The sequence below is a fragment of the Acinetobacter sp. WCHA45 genome, from assembly GCF_002165255.2.
In the GTDB taxonomy this organism is placed as follows: Bacteria; Pseudomonadota; Gammaproteobacteria; order Pseudomonadales; family Moraxellaceae; genus Acinetobacter.
Window position 1 is genome coordinate 684,383 of the sequence record NZ_CP028561.1, and the last position, 18,502, is coordinate 702,884.

Genomic DNA, 18,502 nt, shown 5'->3' on the forward strand with positions numbered 1-18,502 from the left:
AAGGCGGCATGTTGATGCCGCCTTTTAATGTGTTAAATATATTTTTTAACAATCCCATCATCAAGCAATTGCTGGAAATGTTCACAAACACTTTCACGAATATTGCGATATTGAATCCCTAAATCTGTCACACTACGTTGTGAATTAAAGTAGATAGGATAACCCATATTCAGTTTTACAAATTGACGGGAATGTCCAAATACTGGTGCGATCAAGGAAAAAGCTGCTTTAGGCACGGTAAAATGTGGGAAAGGGTATCTGTAGCCAAATTTTTGTGTTAATGCCTTACCCATTTCGAGTAAGCTTAAAGTGCCACCACACACGATATAGCGGCCTTTTGCTGCTGGATTGATTGCCGCAGCCACATGCGCATCGGCAACGTCACGAACATCAACAATGCCATTCCACATTGGCGGCACACCAAATAAGGTCGTACCATTCCCGAATTGTTGTAATACTTCGATACTGCCTGATTGACTAGCATCAGTGAGTGATGGCCCCATCACCAGTGCAGGGTTAATACAGACTAGACTCCAGCGATTTTGTTGATCGGCCATTTCCCAAGCTTTACGTTCAGCCGCGACTTTTGAATATGGATAGGGTTGGTGCGTTTCACTACTCGTATTATTCCAGTGGCTTTCATCAAACTCATTATTTGCTGTATTTTGAATCTCAATCGCATCGCCATAGGTTGAGGCAATACTTGAAGTGAGAACCACACGTTTGACTGATTCTGTACGATTGACACTGTCCAGTACATTTTCTGTTCCTTTTACCGCAGGCTCAATAATGTCTTTGACCGCATCTTTATAGTTGGTCACAACAAAAGGGGAGGCAGTATGGATGACGACTTCACAGCCTTGCATTGCTTCATCGAAAGAACGTGGTACAAGTAAATCGGCTTTAAAAAACTGGATTTGTCCTGATGATTTATCTGCTAGATCATACAGGTGCTGAATTTTATTTTTCTTAGATGGATCTCGAACCGTGGCATGAACGCTATAACCCTGATTCAACAGGCGTTCGATAATCCAGCTCGCAATATAACCCGTTGCACCCGTGACCAGAATGGGCTTACTTTTATCCATTTTATTTCCGCATTGTGTTTTTGTGATTGATGTTATTTACCGAATTTTGTGTAAACAAACAACAGCCGAGCAGTCATTTTTTAATCTTTTTTGATCAAAATTGCAGTGGAATAAGAAGCATTGCGAATCGTTACAAAAAATTAAATAAAGGATTTTGATTAAATTCATTGAGTTGTAAAGGTCTGCCCAATGTGCAAAGGCTTATTTTAATTAGATAAATTGGGCGAATTAAAACTGTAAATGCTTATGTTTCTCATTTTAATTTTATAAAAATCATAAACTTACACACTTTTGGTTTTGCAATTATTGTGTAAATTGACCATAATGTTGTCATTCGATAGGAGTAAATATTATGCGTGGCAATCCAGAAGTCATCGACTATTTAAATATGCTCATTGGCGGTGAATTGGCTGCTCGTGATCAATATTTGATTCATTCAAGAATGTATGAAGATTGGGGCTTAAGTAAAATTTACGAGCGTATTGATCATGAAATGCAAGAAGAAGCTTCACATGCTGATTCAATCATTCGCCGTGTTTTATTTTTGGGTGCTCAACCAAATATGAATCGTGAAGACATCAATGTGGGTACAGATGTCGTAAGTTGTTTAAAAGCTGATTTAGCACTTGAATATCATGTGCGTGAAAAACTAGCGACAGGCATTAAGCTTTGTGAAGATAAAGGTGATTACATTAGTCGTGATATGTTGCGTCAGCAGCTTTCGGACACAGAAGAAGATCATACGTATTGGTTAGAAAAACAATTGCGTTTAATTGAATTAATTGGTTTGCAAAATTATATTCAATCGCAAATTTAAGATTTTCGAATAAATAAAAAACTCAGCACCTGCTGAGTTTTTTATTTATGAATTATTTTTTAGTTTGGGCTTCTTTTAAATCTTTTAATACTTGATCAGCATGCGTTTGCGTATTCACACTCGTGTAGTGATACATAATTGCACTTTGAGGATTAATCAAGAAACTCTCACGTTTGGCAATTTTTGTAATCCCGAGGTTTCTAACAATACCAAATTTTCCAGCAAGTTCGCCTTTTTCATCTGCCAAAATTGGGAAAGGTAAACCGAGCTTTTGTGAAAACTTTTGATGTGATGCAACATCGTCTAAGCTAACACCCAAAACTACTGCATTCGACTTTAAGAATTGGGGATAAAGTGATTTAAATTGATTCGCTTCTTGAGTACATCCCGCAGTGTCATCTTTAGGGTAGAAATAAAGTACAATCCACTTGCCTTTATATTGGTTTAAAGTGTGCCATTTACCACTTTGATCTTGCAGTTTAAAATCTGGTGCAGACTGTCCAACCCATTCTTTTTGAGCTGTATTTTGCTTAGAAAAAATAGAAGTTTGCGCTGTACTAAGGCTAGAGATACCAAGTAAAAAAAACAAACTGCATAAAATAATAACTTTGGACTTTATCGTATTCATCATGTTGATCTCAAAGTGTAATAGACTCTACTTTAGCAAATTTCGAAATCATATGGGTTAGAAAATTCTTTAAAGAATTTTGATCCGTTTTATGGTGTCTTTTGAGCAAAGCATTATGAAAGGAATTGATTAGGAAAATAATGACTCGTATAAATCGGAGAGTATACTGCATTCAACTTTTTGGAATTGAGCAAGCGCGTGACTTATAGGATTCTACTCATCACAGGATGGGGCGGTGGAGCAGAATTATTAAAGCCATTACATGAGGCTTTAGAACAAAAGGGATATAGTGTTGAGCGGATTAATATTTTTAATGTCTTGAATGATGACATTTTACAACAGCATGTCGAACTTGCGGTTGAATATGATGTAATTATTGGATGGTCGCTTGGCGGACAACTGGCAACAATCTTGGTCAATCAAATACAACAACAATATGCTGAACAGAAAGTTTTAATCACTTTAGCATCGAATCCATGTTTTGTTGCTCAAGCAGATTGGATGACTGCTATGCCTGTTGAAACCTTTATGCAATTTAAACAATCATTTGAACAGGATGCCATTACCACGCTAAAACGGTTTGGTTTATTGGTGTGTCAGGGTGCAAGTTCTGCAAAGAAAGATTTCATAGCTATGCAGAAATTGATTCGTCCACAACCGATTGCATTGCTTAGGGACGGGTTACAGTTGCTAAAGCAATTAAACTTGGTTGAGTTGTATGAAAATTATCAGGGTAAGCAGTTGCATGTCTTTGCTGAGTATGATGCTTTAGTTCCTTACCAAGTTATGCAAAAAACTAAAGATTTAGCTGCAAATAATTCATCTATCGTTTCTGTTGAAGGAGCTTCACATGGTTTTCCATGCTTTATGGTGGAGCAGACTGTGCAAATAATTGAAGATTTTATTCAATAGACGGTTTAATCTTGCTTGAATTGAGAGTTCTCGCAATATATTTTAGGTTCTGACAAGTTTAAGATAAAACCTATTTTATAGATCTAACGGAATCGTGCCGAGTACTCATCCATTTTCAGGATATGCCTTCGGCGACCTACTTTTCTTTCGGGAAAAGTAGGCAAAACCATTTGTCATCTGCAAAACCTGTTCACTTCTTTCACTTTTTCTTTTGATCTAGTGTACTAAGCCTTGTATCTTGTTTATATCACGCAGGTTGCAGATGACATTTCCGAGTATCGAAAAGTGTGATTAGGCTGATGGAAAATTTTGAAATAGCAGCAAATGAGGTAGAGGATGACCGATTTATTTGATTTAGAACATATATGGCATCCCTATACTTCGATGTTAAATCCATTGCCAACTTTTAAAGTGAAACGTGCCTATGGCGCAACCATTGAATTAGAAGATGGGCGAACTTTGGTTGATGGCATGTCGTCATGGTGGTGTGCGATTCATGGCTATAACCATCCAGAACTAAACAAGGCAGTTGCTGACCAATTGCAAAACATGGCGCATATCATGTTTGGCGGTCTGACCCATGACCCTGCAATTGAATTAGGTAAATTACTATTAAAAATTACGCCGCCGAGTTTAGATAAAATTTTCTATGCAGATTCAGGTTCAGTTGCTGTAGAAGTGGCCTTAAAAATGGCCGTGCAATATTGGGCTGCGTTGAATCAACCCGCGAAAACCAATTTTATTACCACCCGTTCTGGCTATCATGGCGATACATGGAATGCGATGTCTGTCTGTGACCCAGTCACGGGGATGCATCAAATTTTTGGTACAAGTTTACCGAATCGAATTTTTGTACCCGCACCACAAAGTCGTTTTGATGGTGAATGGAATCCACACGATATTCAGCAACTCAAACAACAGATCGAACAGCATCATCATAGTATTGCTGCTCTGATTATTGAGCCGATTGTACAAGGTGCAGGTGGCATGCGTTTTTATCATCCTGAGTATTTACGCCAAGCCAAGGCTTTATGTGAGCAATATAATTTATTGTTAATTTTCGATGAGATTGCGACGGGTTTTGGGCGCACAGGCAAAATGTTTGCTTGGGAATATGCCCAAGTGGAACCCGATATTATGTGTATTGGCAAAGGTTTAACGGGCGGTTATATGACGCTGTCTGCGACCTTGACCACCAAGCAAGTGGCTGAAAGCATTAGTCGTGGTGAAGCGGGTGTGTTTATGCACGGCCCAACCTTTATGGCGAATCCGCTGGCTTGTGCAGTAGCATTAAGAAGCACCCAATTATTGGTGGAACAGGATTGGCAAGCCAATATTCAACGGATTGAAAAGATTCTTGCTGAACAATTAACGGATTTAGCTCAGCTCGATCATGTTGCGGATGTACGGGTTTTAGGGGCGATTGGCGTAGTTGAATTAATCTCTAATGTTGATATGAAAACCTTGCAGCAACAGTTCGTTGAACGGGGTATTTGGGTGCGACCATTTGGAAAATTGGTCTATGTGATGCCGCCGTATGTGATCACAGATGAGGAACTCCATTATTTATTAGCACAGATGAGTGAAGTGGTAAAAAATACGCAAGGAGCGCATAGCAATGTCCTTGCTTGATCATTATGCCGAGCAGCTTGACCAGCTTAAACAGCAAGGTAATTTTCGTCAATTTACTGCAAATCAACAGCAGGGAAAATGGATTACCATTCAAGATCGAAGCATGTTGAATCTGGCATCCAATGATTATTTAGGTTTGGCAACTGATTTGCATTTAAGAGAAGAATTTCTTGATACGCTGAAAATTGAACGGGCGCTCTTTAGTTCATCTTCGTCACGCTTGCTCACGGGTAATTTTGCAGAGTACGAGCAATTTGAAAATAGCCTAAGCAAAGTTTTTGGTCGTGCAGCTTTACTTTTCAATAGCGGTTACCACATGAATATCGGTATTTTGCCAGCCTTGTGTGATAGCAAAACCGTGATTCTGGCGGATAAACTGGTTCATGCCAGTATGATTGATGGCATTCGATTATCGAATGCTCAATATGTGCGTTATCGTCATAATGATTTGCAGCATCTGGAACAATTATTGCAAAAGTATCATCAAGATGAGCAAATTGAAAGCATTATTGTGGTGACTGAAAGTATCTTTAGTATGGATGGTGATGAGACTGATCTAGCAGCATTGGCACAGTTAAAACAGCGATTTGCTAAAACCATGTTGTATGTTGATGAAGCACATGCGATCGGTGTCAGGGGGGGGCAAGGTCTGGGCTGTGCTGAACAATATGGCGTATTGGATCAGATTGATTTCTTGGTTGGAACCTTTGGTAAGGCAATTGCTTCTGTGGGCGGCTATATCATTTGTGATTCAATCATGCGTGATTATCTGATCAATAAAATGCGTCCATTGATTTTTAGTACCGCATTGCCACCGATCTCAATGGCATGGTCAAATTTTATTTTTAATAAAGTATTGAGCATGCAGCAACAGCGTCAGCATTTGGCCGAGATCAGTCAGTATTTACAGCAAGCGGTAATTGCAAAAGGTTTTTCAAGCCCATCCAGCAGTCATATCATTCCAGTTATCGTAGGTGAAAGCCAAGCGGCCATTGAAAAAGCACGCTATGTACAACAACAAGGTTTTTATGCTATGCCAGTACGCCCACCAACGGTGCCACAAAATAGCTCACGTCTTCGTATCTCGCTCACCGCTTTGGTGCAAAAAAATGAACTGCAACAACTAGTGGAGTGTTTGTGAGCATCGATAAAGTACTGGTTGCACAGCGTTTTGCCAAAGCAGGGCAAAGTTATATCGAGCAGGCTGTGGTACAGAAACAGATCAGTGCACAGTTATTTGAATATCTGAAAGCGTATTGTCCAAAGACTTTTGATTCTGTACTTGAGATCGGTTGTGGGTCGGGTAATTTAACGCATTTATTTCAGACTCATTTTCAGTTTGATCAATTGTTTTTAAATGATCTTTATAAGGATGTTGATCAGCATTTTTCAACGATTAAAAATATAGCTTGGTTGATCGGAGATATTGAACAGCTGACTTTACCACAGTCCTTAGATGCAGTGATTTCTAGTTCAGCATTACAGTGGATGACTGATCTACCTAAGTTATTGCACCGAATTCATGATGCTTTAAAACCCAATGCATATTTCGGTTTTTCCACTTTTGGGTCAGATAATCTCACTGAAATTAAGCAGTTGACAGGGCAAGGCTTAAATTATATTAGCCTAGAGTTTTTAAAACGACAGCTTGAACAGCAAAACTTTGAAATTCTATTGATACAGCAAGACCATAAGCAGGTGTATTTTGATCATCCAAAATCTGTATTGCAGCATTTAAAAGCGACGGGGGTGACTGCAACAGCAAAGTCACATCGTTGGACCAAACAATCCTTACAGCATTTTTATTCAGATTATCAACAGTTTCATGATGAGCAAGGTTTTCGTCTGACTTATCATCCGATTTATGTGATTGCACGGAGAATAGCATGAGTGCAGCAATTTATTTTGTCAGCGGTATTGATACAGAAATTGGTAAAACTTATGCCACTGGTTATCTCGCTAAGCTTTGGACCGAACAGGGACAGCGTGTCATTACCCAAAAATTAGTACAAACGGGGAATGTAGATATTTCCGAAGATATCGAAAAACACCGTGAAATTATGGGCAGTGGCTGGTTTCAGGAAGATCATGAAAAATTGACCATGCCTGAAATTTTTAGCTATCCTGCCTCGCCACATTTAGCTACACGTTTGGATGGGCGTGAGTTAGATTTTGCCAAGATCGAAGCTTCAACTAAAGAGCTAGCTCAGCGTTTTGATGTGGTGCTATTAGAGGGTGCGGGCGGTTTAATGGTGCCTTTAACCACAGAGTTATTGACCATTGATTATATTGCTCAACATCAATTTCCTGTGATTTTGGTGACTTCTGGACGTTTGGGAAGCATTAACCACACATTGTTGAGTTTAGAAGCTTTAAAACATCGTGGTTTGAGTTTGCATGCTTTGGTATATAACTTAAAAGATGAATCGAAAGATCCACTTATTTCTAAAGATACAGCGGATTATTTAAAAGCTTATTTGGCAAAGCATTTTCCTGATGCTCAATGGATTGATTTGGAAAAGTTTTTAAATGGAAAAATTATTTAAAGAACTGATTAGTGAAATAAAAAAAGATTGGACAATTCCAAAATATATAGAGGCTGTCTCTCGCGACCTACTTTTTAGGTGCCAATTTTTTCATGGTTTTATCGGGATAGAAGAGCTTCTTATTGATTTACCAAAAGAGTTTGCTGAGTTTTACAAATTAGCAAATGGAGCTTATCTATTTGAAGATATTGTGTATGGTCAATGGGGATTGCAATTGTTGGATGCTTTTTTAATTCAACAGAAAACACGAGATTTCATAGAAGGAAATAGTGGTTATTTAAAAGGGGATTTAATTATTGGTGAGTTTTTGGGTGATAGTGATCTTTTATTATTAAGAACTGATCCATCAAAAAATGATTATGGTTCTATGATGATTGTAAGGCCATTAGATAGCAGAAATAATTGGAATAATCTTGAAATAAATTTCTATAGTTTTATTACAGAGTATGTAAGTAAATTAGGTCAAAAATTTTGGGAATAAGAGAGAGGGATTATTCGTGGATAACAAATACTATCTAGTCAGTTCAGTATTTTTATTGAGTTCATCGCTTTCAGTAGTACATGCTGCTATACCGTCAGATAAGACTATCATTAGTTGGATCACTAATTTACAAGATTCAAATGCGAATCCTCAGCAAGCCATTCAGATTGATCACACGGAAAAAGTAAAATTAATTTCTGGCGAAGAAGCTTATTTGTCTGGTGTTAGTTTTGAAAATGCTGGGCGTAACTTTTGGGCGGGTTATGTATTGACTCGACCAAAGCTCAAACAAGCAAAAATTTTAAAAGAGTTTGGTGGTCAATCGAATACATTTAAAGTTCATCCAACGATGTATAAAGGTAAATCGATCGAACTGGTTGAAATCGAAAGTGCTGGTTCGGGACAAGGAACTGTTGAAGCTACTAAAAGTTTAGTTTATTTGAGCCAATGGAATGCCAAGTTGATTACTGAAGTTCAAGAGTCTTCTAATGCTGGTCGCTATGACGAAAAACTTGATGCAGAGGATTGTCGTACTGGATCAGATAATACGGGTTATTTAAACGTGATGCCGTATTCGCCTTATGTGATTCGAACGACAGTAACCGGAGATGCATGTAATAACAAACCACAAGGCTATAAGGTGAGCAGTAAACTGATTCCAATTGTGATTAATGAAATAAAATAGATAAACAAGAGTATGTTTTGATTGCTTGTTAAATTTTCTAGAAGAAATAATGATTTGATAAAAATACTGAATTATTAAATAGTTAAAGTAAGTTTGTTTATAAAGTTGAATACAATCTAAAAGTCTAGTATTTATTAAAAAACGATGATGTGAGCACTGATTTGAAGTCAACTTTTTTTACGGTCACTGTATTATCAACCGTTATTGCATTTATGCCGATGGGGTATGCAAAAACACCTGCTCAGGCAGATAAAGTACTCCGTGTTGCTTTTGAAGCCCCAGATGATGGTTTTGATATGGTTAAAACTTTTAATTTTTACAGCGGAAATGTCGCCGATGTAATTTTTGAAAGATTGCTTCAATACGATTATCTCGCTAACCCAGTAAAATTGGTTCCATCTACAGCAGAAAGCCTACCTGTGATTGAAAAAAATGGTCAGGTTTATATATTTAAAATAAAGCCAGGGATTTATTTTACCGATGATCCTGCATTTAAAAGTAAACGCAGAGAGTTGGTTGCAGAGGATTATATCTATTCCATTAAGCGGATATTAGACCCTAAAAATCATGCGCCTTCTTTTTCTTTTATTGATAATAAAATTGTTGGTGCAAATGCACTGGTGGACCAAGCCAAAAAAACGGGCACATTTAACTATGATGCCAAGATTGACGGCGTTAAAGCACTGGATAAATATACGATTCAATTTACCTTGACGCAACCTGATTATAATTTTCCTTATATTCTTGCCTATAGCACATTTGGAGCGACGGCTAGAGAAGTGGTTGAATATTATAAAGATCAATTAGGCATGCATCCCGTGGGAACAGGACCTTATATGTTGAGTCGATATGTCCCACGTAGCAAGATTGAACTGATTGCCAATCCAGATTATCGCGGCTTTGTTTGGAATTTTAAGTCCACTGGAACAGCGTGGGATAATCAACTCGTCAAGCAAATGAGTGGCAAGCGTATGCCACAAATTGGCAAAGTCAATATCAGCATTATCGAAGAAGAACAATCACGTTGGCTGGCTTTTCAGTCCAAACAACTGGATTTTGATAAGGTCACTTCAAGTGCAATTCCTAAAGTGCTTGATCAAAATAATCAGTTAAAAGCAGAAATGCAAAAGCAGGGTATACGTTTGTATGCCAATAAAGAGGCAGAGATCACCTATTCAATGTTGAATATGCGTGATCCTGTTGTTGGAGGGAATAGCCTAGATAAAATTGCGTTAAGACGTGCCATCGCCATGTCTTTTAATGTCAATGAATATATTCGTATCTTAAGAAAAGGTCAGGCGGTTAAGGCTGAAATGCTGGTACCTGCAGGCATTAATGGTCATAACCCGAATTATCGCAGTAGTATTGGTTATAACCCTGTTTTAACCAATAAATTACTTGATCATTTTGGCTATAAAAAAGGCCAAGATGGCTATCGTAATTTACCCAATGGCAAGCCTTTAACCTTAAAAATAAATACCGAGAGTGGTACAGCTTCCGTGATGTATTCTGAATTGTGGAAGAAAAATTTAGATGCAATCGGGATTCGGGCAGACTTTAAAGTCAGTAATTTTGCCGATAACTTAAAAGCCGCAACCCAGTGTCAATACATGATGTGGAGTGGAGCATGGCATGCGGATTATCCAGAGGGTGAAAATTTCACGCAATTGCTTTATGGTCCGAATGTTGGTCGTGGTAATCAATCCTGTTATCAGTCAGCTGCTTATGACAATTTATATAAACAGGCGATGCAGCAAGCCCCTGAAAAACGTATGCAATTCTATGAAAAAATGAGTCGCCAAATTGAAGCAGATGGAACGTGGATTTTACAAGATACACGGATTCGGAACTGGTTGATTCAACCTGATGTGCAGGGATTTAAAGCTCATCCAATTATGAATACCAACTGGCAATACTTAGATATTGTTTCACCAAATCAAAAATAAGTGATGTGTTTATGATGAAGCAAAATTTTAAACTTTCGATGCAACGGACTAGTCTTGTGCTGTTATTGGGGACAACATTAAGTCTAGGGGTAACGATTACAGAAGCGAAAAGCCCTGCCGATCCAAAAAAAGTGTTACGTTATGCTTTTCCCGTGGCTGAGACTGGATTTGATCCTGTTGCTGTACAAGATTTATATTCAGCACATATTTTGTATTCAGTGTTTGAAACATTATATACCTATGATTATTTAGCTTCACCCGCAAAACTCGTTCCAAATACGGCGGTGGCTTTGCCAGAAGTGAGTACCGATGGTTTGACCTATACCATTCGAATAAAAAAAGGAATTTATTTCACCCCTGATCCTGTATTTAAAGGCAAAGCGAGAGAATTAACTGCAGCAGACTATGCCTATTCTTTTAAACGTTTGCTTGATCCAAATCTACATTCACCCAACAGTTGGTTGTTTGATGGACGTATCTCAGGAATAGATAGTGCTATCCAGCAAGCAGCGAAAAATGGAAAATTTAATTACGATCAGCCGATTGCAGGGCTACAAACACCAGATCGTTATACTTTGGTGATTCGATTAAAAGAACCAAATTATAATTTTCCAATGCTACTTGCACATCAGCCAACGGGTGCAGTCGCCCGTGAAGTGATTGAACATTATCGTGATAAAGCAGGCTATGCGATGGGACATCCTGTGGGGACAGGTCCTTATGTGCTCGCACAATGGACACCAGGCTCGCGTATTATTTTGAAAGCAAATCCTGATTATCGCGGTTATACATGGAATTTTAAAGCGACCCATCCTGAAGATCAGAAAATCGTAAAGCAAATGCAAGGCAAAAAAATGCCGCAGATTGGTGTGGTTGATATTCAAGTGATTGAAGAATCACAGTCAGGATGGTTATCTTTCCAAAAAGATGGGCTAGATATATTTACTTTAGATGGTGAATTACCTGCACAAGCTTTAAAAGATGGTCAGTTAAAGCCAGAGTTGGCAAAAAAAGGGATTCAACTTTCACGTATTGCTGACCCTTCGATTGATTATTTGTATTGGAATATACAAAACCCTGTGGTCGGTGGCGTGAGTAAAGAGAAAATTGCTTTACGCCGTGCAATGGCGATGGCAACCTCTAAAGAGAAATTTATCAACATTTTAGCCAAAGGGAACGCCAAAAATTTAGAATCGCCGATTCCTTATGGTATCGCGGGGCATGATCCCAGTTATAGAAGCAGCATTCCGTATTCCGTCAAAGCAGCAAATTTATTACTAGATCGTTATAACTACAAAGTGGGCAAAGATGGTTGGCGGATGTTGCCGAATGGCAAGCCACTGGTGATTGAGTTTATGCCATCCAGTAGCAGTGCACGCAGTATGCAGATGGCAGAACTGTTAAAGAAAGAATTAGCCAATATCAAAGTCAATATGGTCTCTAAACCTGTGCCTTTTGCAGAAGGTTTAAAGGCTGAAAAACAATGTAAAACCATGTTTAAAGCTTCCGCTTGGATTGCAGACTATCCTGATGCAGACAACTTTGTGCAGTTGTTTTATGGCAATAATATTCATGCCACCAACCATACTTGTTTTAAATTGCCAGAATATGATCGTTTATATGAACAGTCATTGAAACTTGCTGATGGTCCTGAACGGAATTTGTTATATCGCAAAATGTCACGTCTTTTAGAGTTTTATGCGCCTGTACAATTCATGTCGACGCGTTACCGAACTGTCGTGGCTCAACCTCGAGTGATTGGCTATAAAAAGCATCCGATTCTGCCCGCAGAATGGATGTACATTGATATGCAAGATAAGCAACCTTAGTCCTATAAAAGGGTTCGCAAGAAACCCAAATGATTGATGAATTAAATTGGAGAGAATAATGGCGAAAAAAATGTTGAAACGATCGACACTATGTCTGTTATCTATGGTGATCACAGGGATGAGTCAAGGCGTGTGGGCAGAAAGCACATCTGCTGTTTTACCTATTTTTAAACTGAATGACAGTGCAGAATGGTGCGATGCGAATTTACACAAGTTACAACAGCGTATTTCTCAATTAGAACAACAATCCATTCAACCGCAATCGACAGCTGTATCTGTTCTAGCTGAATGGGACCAATTGATGGCAAGCTTTGAGGATTTTTCTGGGCCAATTAGCTTATATAGCAATGTGCATCCCGATGCGAAATTTCGTAAGGCTGCTGATGATTGTGAAGTAAAAATCAATCAGTTGCAGACTGAAATTTATCAGAACCCAAAGTTGTATCAACGAATTAAAAATACCAAAACAACAGATCCAATTGATCGTAAATATCGTCAAGATATTCTTGATCAATTTGAAGATACAGGGGTGCAGCTTGCACCTGAAAAACGAGCACGTTTAAAACATATATTGGATGAACTCACCAAACTTTCGCAAGAGTTCTCTCGTAATGTCCGGGATAATCCAGAGAAATTAGAATTCACGCCAGCCGAATTAAAGGGACTACCTGAAAGTTATATTTCAGGCTTAAAGAAAAATGATAAAGGCAATTATTTATTGGGTTTTGAATATCCTGAATATCAACCATTTATGGAACTTTCAGACAGTGATGATGCAAGAAAACGTTATCAAACGGCATTTACACGTCGTGGTACAGAAAAGAATTTAGTCCTGCTTAAACAGATTGTCGACTTACGTTATGAATTAGCACAGCTATTTGGTCAGCCAAGTTATGCAGACTGGGCATTAAAGAAACGCATGGCGAAAACACCAAAAACAGTGAATAACTTCTTAGCAGATGTTCATAAAGTCGTGGCACCTTTAGAGCAAAAAGAGGTGCAGGAGTTACGTGCATTTAAAGCTAAAACCCTAAATATTTCTTTGGAAAAAGCTGAAATTAACCGTTGGAATGTGGGGTATTGGAGCGAAAAACTACGCAAGGACAAATACCAGATTGACCAAGAAAAACTGCGTGATTATTTCCCAACACTCGCCGCACAGAAATGGTTATTTGCAATTTCCGAAAATTTGTATGGTATTCAGTTTAAAGCTGCCAAAGTGGGTACGTGGCAACAAGAAGTCGAATATTACGATGTTGTAGACCAAAAAACAGGTGAGATCTTGGGTAGCTTATATATGGATAAGTTCCCACGTGAAGGTAAATATGGTCATGCAGCAGTATGGGGCGTATATGGGGGCAGTACGCTGAGTAAACGTAAACCAATTTCAGTATTAGTGACTAATTTTAATCGTAAAGGTTTAAACAGCAATGAGCTTGAAACTTTTGTGCATGAGTTTGGGCATGCTTTACATGGAATTTTGTCAAAAACCCACTATTCAGGTCAGTCAGGAACATCAGTAGAGCGTGATTTTGTTGAAGCACCATCGCAAATGTATGAAGAATGGGCACGCCGTAAAGAAACTTTATCTAAAGTCGCTGACTATTGTGATCCTGCTTGTCCGAGAGTGGATGATGCACTGATTGCACGATTAAAAGCTGTGCATAATTATGGACGTGGATTAGGGTATGCACGCCAAACGCTTTATGCACAATATGATATGGCATTGCATGGCGCTGATGCACTCAAAGTACAGCCGATGGATGTGTGGAAAAAAATGGAATCCGCAACCGCTTTAGGCTATGTGCCGAATACTGAATTTCCTGGGCAGTTTGGACATCTGATGGGCTATCAAGCGGGCTACTATGGTTATATGTGGTCTGAAGTATTGGCTCTGGATATGTTGTCTGCTTTCGGTGATAACTTGAATAATCCAGAAGTGGGTCAGCGTTACCGCCAAACGATTTTATCTCAAGGCAGCCAAAAGAATGCAGCTCAACTGGTCAAAGATTTCTTAGGCAGAGAACCAGATAACAAAGCTTTCTTTAGTGAAATTACAGGTCAACGTGTCAAATAAGGATTTGCCATTATGCTTGCTTATGTCGTGCGTAGACTATGGCAAATGATCCCGACCATGTTGGGGGTCATTCTGCTGATTTTCTTCTTGTTTAACTGGGTGGGGGGCGATCCTGCATATATTTTGGCAGGGAAAATGTCTAGCCCAGAGCAAATCGAAAACATCCGTAAACAATTGGGCGTTGATCAGCCCTATTATGTGCAGCTGTGGATTTTTATTAAACAGATTCTGACTTTCGATTATGGTGCGAGTTGGAGTACGGGAGAGCCTGTATCACAGATTATCCTGACCCGTTTAGGGCCTTCACTGACTTTATTGATTCCACTGACGATTTTACAAACCGTGATTTCAATTATCCTTGCTTTAGCGGTTGCTTCAGTTCGTGGATCACTGACAGATCGTATGGTGATGATGCTGTGTACCATTGGCATGTCGATCAGTATTTTGGTGTATATCATCCTGTTCCAGTATGTGTTGGCATACCAACTCAGTTGGTTCCCCGTACAAGGCTGGAGTGATCAGTTTAGTCAAAACTTATTCCAATATTCTTTGCTACCTATCTTAATCATGTTGGTGGTGAGCATTGCCCCAACACTACGTTTATATCGAAGCTTCGTCCTAGATGAAATTAACCAAGATTATGTGCGGACTGCGCGTGCCAAAGGTGTGGGGGAGTCTCGGGTACTGAGTGTGCATGTTTTGCGTAATGCATCGATTCCAATTGTCACTGAAGTGATGGCTAGTCTGCCTGCCTTACTGATTGGTGCTTTCCTGATTGAGCGATTCTTTGGTATTCCGGGTATCGGGCGTGAAATTATTATTGCGGTTGAGCGTAGTGATTTCCCTGTAATTAAAGCGATTACCGTATATATCGCTGTTGTGACCATGATTTTTAACTTGATCGCCGATCTGATTTATAAGCTCCTCGATCCTCGCGTACAGTTGAAATAGGAGGATGACAATGCTCAGTACAATTTTTAAAGGCAAATCCTCCTCAAGTGAATCTCCTGCATTAACAGGACTCTGGCAGTTGGCATTGAATCGATTGAAATCAGATCGAATCGCCGTGGTTTCTTTCTTGGTGGTGCTGTTTTATTTCATCTTGTTAGGCTTATCCATGACAGGCGTGATTGCTTCCAATTGGAATAAAGAAGTCGCCGTCAGCTACGCGGCACCGACATTTTTAGGGGCGGATACTGAGTCAGATCAAATGAAAGACAGTAGCCAGAAGATAGAGGCACTACCTGAAAATCCAGTTGATCCACTAAAAGACGTGATTCAACAGCTCAATGCGGAAATTCAGGCTGAACAACAAGCTGGAGCTACAATCGACAATTATGGTGTGGTTGATCCGTTGGCTGCGGATATGCAGGCAATTAATCAGCAATTGGGTGGGCATTTACTCGATCAAAAACAAGAGTTAAAAACCACGTTGCCTTTTGGGGCAGATAAGTGGGGGCAAGATGTACTGCTCAAAACTATTAAAGGTGCTGAAACCTCAATTCTGGTCGGTTTGTTATCTGCTTTATTGGCGGTGGTGATTGGTACTTTTCTTGGCGCGATTGCAGGTTATTTTGGCGGTTGGATTGATGATGTACTGAACTGGTTCTATAACATTTTCACTTCGATTCCTTATCTGCTATTAGTGCTCGCGATCGCTGCGGTACTCCAACAAAAAGGAATTTTGTCAATTGTTTTGATTTTAGGTCTAACGGGTTGGACTGGGGTATTTCGTTTGGTTCGTGCTGAATATATGAAACACAAATCGCGTGAATATGTACTTGCCGCCAAAGCCATTGGAGTGAGTCATTTACGCCGTATGTTTGTGCATATTTTCCCGAATGTCAGTCATATCGCGTTGGTTCAAATTTCGATTCTGGTGGTGTCATTCATTAAATCTGAAGTGATTCTGAGCTTCCTTGGTTTTGGTGTGCCTGTGGGGGTGGTGTCATGGGGCAGTATGTTGAATGAAGCGCAAAGTGAATTGATTTTGGGCAAATGGTGGCAATTGGCAGCGGCTTCGATTGCGATGGCGGTTTTAGTCACGGCATTCTCCATGTTTACTGATGCATTGCGTGATGCTTTAGATCCTAAGTTGAAATAGCGGAGAAAAAATATGCAACTTCAAAATGAAACACCGCTATTACAGGTAGACGATCTTCAGATCAGCTTTAAAGGTGAAAATAAACAATGGATCGAAACGGTTAAAGGAATTTCATTTTCAATTCCTAAAAATAAAACCGTGGCTTTGGTTGGTGAGTCGGGCAGTGGTAAATCGGTTACTTCCCTAGCGGTGATGGGTTTATTACCGAAAGGACAAAGTCAAATTGCAGCGCAAAGTCGTATTACTTTTGAGGGTAAGGATTTACTGAATTTATCTGCAAAAGAAATTCGGAAAATCTGTGGTAAGGAAATTGCCATGATTTTCCAAGAGCCGATGTCTTCATTGAATCCTGTATTCACGGTCGGAGATCAGATTGCCGAAGTGCTATGCATTCATTTAGGCATGGGACGCAAGCAGGCCAGAGTACGAGTGCTTGAGTTACTTCGAGAAGTCGGTATCCCTGCACCTGAAACAAAAATAGATGCGTATCCAAGTCAGCTTTCTGGTGGTCAGCAGCAACGGGTGATGATTGCGATGGCAATCGCCTGTGAACCAAAGCTATTGATTGCGGATGAACCGACCACAGCTTTGGATGTCACCATTCAAAAACAAATCATTGACCTATTGGAATCATTGCGGCAACGTCACCAAATGTCGATGCTGTTCATTACCCATGATTTGGCTTTAGTGGGTGAAATAGCCGATGAAGTGATTGTGATGCGGCATGGTGAGATTCGGGAGGCAGGCAAGGTTGAGCAGGTATTGCAGCAACCCAAAGATGTGTATACCCGAGCCTTGTTACATTGCCGTCCACAGTTGTCCTCACGTCCATACCGTTTACCTGTGACCAGTGATTTTATGAAGCAGGACGAAAATGGACAATTGATTGAAGCAACCAATTTGTCCGAATTAAATCTGAAACAGCGTGTCCGTGGTTTGTCTGGTGATGAGCCGATTGTGCTTGATGTTAAAGATCTGAAAAAGTCGTTTTATAGCCGTAAAGGTTTATGGGGGCGAGAGGAATTTCAGGCCGTAAAAGGCGTGTCCTTCCAACTGGCTAAAGGCAAGACTTTAGGTTTGGTTGGAGAGTCTGGTTCTGGGAAAACCACGATTGGTCTATTGCTAATGCGTTTGCATGAGGCGACAGGTGGGCAGGTTTTGATTGGTGGCAAAGATATTCTTGCCATGACTGAGAAAGAATTTTCACAGTATCAACGTAAGATTCAAATTATTTTCCAGAACCCTTATGCTTCACTCAATCCACGCTTTACCATCGGGCAGATTTTATTAGAACCGATGCGGATTCATGGCATAGGTCAGAATGATGCCGAACGTAAAAAGATGGCATTGGAACTGTTAGAGCGAGTCAGTTTGCCTACGCAAGCCTATGATCGTTATCCGCATGAGTTTTCAGGTGGGCAGCGGCAACGGATTGCCATCGCACGCTGTCTGACTTTAAAACCTGAGATTTTGATCTGTGATGAATCCGTTTCTGCCTTAGATGTTTCAGTGCAGGCGCAAGTATTGAATTTATTGCAGGATCTACAGGATGAATTTGGTTTGAGTTATATCTTTATTTCGCATGATTTATCTGTAGTGAAATATATTTCTGATCAGGTAATGGTGATGAATCATGGTGAGTTGGTTGAAATTGCCAATTCGGATGAGTTGTATTTACATCCACAACATGAATATACCAAGAAGCTGCTCAATGCGATTCCGCAGGGGGTAAACCATCATCATTAAAATTCAAGCAT

Annotated in this window: 16 protein-coding genes; 14 read left to right on the top strand and 2 right to left on the bottom strand. The window is 39.6% G+C overall.

Features of this window, described 5'->3' with window-relative positions; all coding sequences use genetic code 11:
- Positions 1-32 precede the first annotated feature (32 nt).
- A complete protein-coding gene (locus CDG55_RS04610; RefSeq protein WP_087536754.1) occupies positions 33-1,088 on the bottom strand; it encodes an SDR family oxidoreductase in 1,056 nt (351 codons plus the stop codon).
- A 352-nt stretch (positions 1,089-1,440) separates the two neighbouring features.
- Here CDG55_RS04610 and ftn point away from each other — a divergent pair, with 352 nt between their 5' ends.
- Positions 1,441-1,905, top strand: coding sequence for a heteropolymeric bacterioferritin subunit Ftn (ftn, locus tag CDG55_RS04615; RefSeq protein ID WP_004663600.1), 465 nt, complete (start codon positions 1,441-1,443; stop codon positions 1,903-1,905).
- 52 nt (positions 1,906-1,957) lie between these two features.
- Here ftn and CDG55_RS04620 read toward each other — a convergent pair whose 3' ends face one another.
- On the bottom strand, positions 1,958-2,536 hold the full coding sequence (locus CDG55_RS04620) for a peroxiredoxin (protein ID WP_087536755.1): 579 nt from the start codon (positions 2,534-2,536) through the stop codon (positions 1,958-1,960).
- Positions 2,537-2,731: 195 nt separating this feature from the next.
- On the opposite strand from CDG55_RS04620, the gene CDG55_RS04625 reads away from it, so the two are divergent.
- The 13 genes from CDG55_RS04625 to CDG55_RS04685 all read left to right on the top strand — a co-directional run bounded on the left by CDG55_RS04625 (position 2,732) and on the right by CDG55_RS04685 (position 18,491).
- Positions 2,732-3,445 carry a hydrolase gene (locus CDG55_RS04625; RefSeq protein ID WP_087536756.1) on the top strand — a complete coding sequence of 238 codons (714 nt, stop codon included), beginning with the start codon at positions 2,732-2,734 and terminating at the stop codon, positions 3,443-3,445.
- A 336-nt stretch (positions 3,446-3,781) separates the two neighbouring features.
- The gene (gene bioA, locus CDG55_RS04630) at positions 3,782-5,077 is read left to right on the top strand and encodes an adenosylmethionine--8-amino-7-oxononanoate transaminase (protein WP_087536757.1); all 1,296 of its coding nucleotides are present in this window, start codon (positions 3,782-3,784) and stop codon (positions 5,075-5,077) included.
- Complete coding sequence (locus tag CDG55_RS04635) at positions 5,064-6,218, top strand: 8-amino-7-oxononanoate synthase (protein WP_087536758.1); 1,155 nt, start codon at positions 5,064-5,066, stop codon at positions 6,216-6,218. Before bioA ends, CDG55_RS04635 begins: the two co-directional genes overlap by 14 nt.
- Positions 6,215-6,967 carry a malonyl-ACP O-methyltransferase BioC gene (gene bioC / locus CDG55_RS04640; protein ID WP_087536759.1) on the top strand — a complete coding sequence of 251 codons (753 nt, stop codon included), beginning with the start codon at positions 6,215-6,217 and terminating at the stop codon, positions 6,965-6,967. Before CDG55_RS04635 ends, bioC begins: the two co-directional genes overlap by 4 nt.
- Positions 6,964-7,623, top strand: a complete 660-nt coding sequence (gene bioD, locus CDG55_RS04645) for a dethiobiotin synthase (protein ID WP_087536760.1) — start codon at positions 6,964-6,966, stop codon at positions 7,621-7,623. The genes bioC and bioD overlap by 4 nt, the downstream gene beginning before the upstream one ends.
- Complete coding sequence (locus CDG55_RS04650; protein ID WP_016652891.1) at positions 7,607-8,104, top strand: SMI1/KNR4 family protein; 498 nt, start codon at positions 7,607-7,609, stop codon at positions 8,102-8,104. The genes bioD and CDG55_RS04650 overlap by 17 nt, the downstream gene beginning before the upstream one ends.
- Before the next feature lie 16 nt (positions 8,105-8,120).
- Positions 8,121-8,789 carry a hypothetical protein gene (locus tag CDG55_RS04655; protein WP_111313906.1) on the top strand — a complete coding sequence of 223 codons (669 nt, stop codon included), beginning with the start codon at positions 8,121-8,123 and terminating at the stop codon, positions 8,787-8,789.
- Positions 8,790-8,950: 161 nt separating this feature from the next.
- Positions 8,951-10,735: an ABC transporter substrate-binding protein gene (locus CDG55_RS04660; RefSeq protein WP_087536787.1), complete on the top strand. Its 1,785-nt coding sequence runs from the start codon at positions 8,951-8,953 to the stop codon at positions 10,733-10,735.
- Between the two features lie 14 nt (positions 10,736-10,749).
- Positions 10,750-12,564, top strand: a complete 1,815-nt coding sequence (locus CDG55_RS04665) for an ABC transporter substrate-binding protein (RefSeq protein ID WP_087536761.1) — start codon at positions 10,750-10,752, stop codon at positions 12,562-12,564.
- A 58-nt stretch (positions 12,565-12,622) separates the two neighbouring features.
- Positions 12,623-14,641: a M3 family metallopeptidase gene (locus CDG55_RS04670; RefSeq protein ID WP_087536762.1), complete on the top strand. Its 2,019-nt coding sequence runs from the start codon at positions 12,623-12,625 to the stop codon at positions 14,639-14,641.
- A 12-nt stretch (positions 14,642-14,653) separates the two neighbouring features.
- On the top strand, positions 14,654-15,592 hold the full coding sequence (locus tag CDG55_RS04675) for an ABC transporter permease (RefSeq protein WP_087536763.1): 939 nt from the start codon (positions 14,654-14,656) through the stop codon (positions 15,590-15,592).
- 10 nt (positions 15,593-15,602) lie between these two features.
- A complete protein-coding gene (locus CDG55_RS04680; protein ID WP_087536764.1) occupies positions 15,603-16,745 on the top strand; it encodes an ABC transporter permease in 1,143 nt (380 codons plus the stop codon).
- A gap of 12 nt (positions 16,746-16,757) precedes the next feature.
- Complete coding sequence (locus CDG55_RS04685) at positions 16,758-18,491, top strand: ABC transporter ATP-binding protein (protein WP_087536765.1); 1,734 nt, start codon at positions 16,758-16,760, stop codon at positions 18,489-18,491.
- Positions 18,492-18,502 lie beyond the last annotated feature (11 nt).

Excerpts from the sequence above, each read along its gene's own strand:
- CDG55_RS04650 (WP_016652891.1), top strand. The coding sequence starts at position 7,607 with ATGGAAAAATTATTTAAAGAACTGATTAGTGAAATAAAAAAAGATTGG.
- ftn (WP_004663600.1), top strand. The coding sequence starts at position 1,441 with ATGCGTGGCAATCCAGAAGTCATCGACTATTTAAATATGCTCATTGGC.
- CDG55_RS04675 (WP_087536763.1), top strand. The coding sequence starts at position 14,654 with ATGCTTGCTTATGTCGTGCGTAGACTATGGCAAATGATCCCGACCATG.
- bioA (WP_087536757.1), top strand. The coding sequence starts at position 3,782 with ATGACCGATTTATTTGATTTAGAACATATATGGCATCCCTATACTTCG.
- CDG55_RS04635 (WP_087536758.1), top strand. The coding sequence starts at position 5,064 with ATGTCCTTGCTTGATCATTATGCCGAGCAGCTTGACCAGCTTAAACAG.
- CDG55_RS04680 (WP_087536764.1), top strand. The coding sequence starts at position 15,603 with ATGCTCAGTACAATTTTTAAAGGCAAATCCTCCTCAAGTGAATCTCCT.
- bioD (WP_087536760.1), top strand. The coding sequence starts at position 6,964 with ATGAGTGCAGCAATTTATTTTGTCAGCGGTATTGATACAGAAATTGGT.
- CDG55_RS04670 (WP_087536762.1), top strand. The coding sequence starts at position 12,623 with ATGGCGAAAAAAATGTTGAAACGATCGACACTATGTCTGTTATCTATG.
- CDG55_RS04610 (WP_087536754.1), bottom strand. The coding sequence starts at position 1,088 with ATGGATAAAAGTAAGCCCATTCTGGTCACGGGTGCAACGGGTTATATT.
- CDG55_RS04620 (WP_087536755.1), bottom strand. The coding sequence starts at position 2,536 with ATGATGAATACGATAAAGTCCAAAGTTATTATTTTATGCAGTTTGTTT.
- CDG55_RS04685 (WP_087536765.1), top strand. The coding sequence starts at position 16,758 with ATGCAACTTCAAAATGAAACACCGCTATTACAGGTAGACGATCTTCAG.
- CDG55_RS04665 (WP_087536761.1), top strand. The coding sequence starts at position 10,750 with ATGAAGCAAAATTTTAAACTTTCGATGCAACGGACTAGTCTTGTGCTG.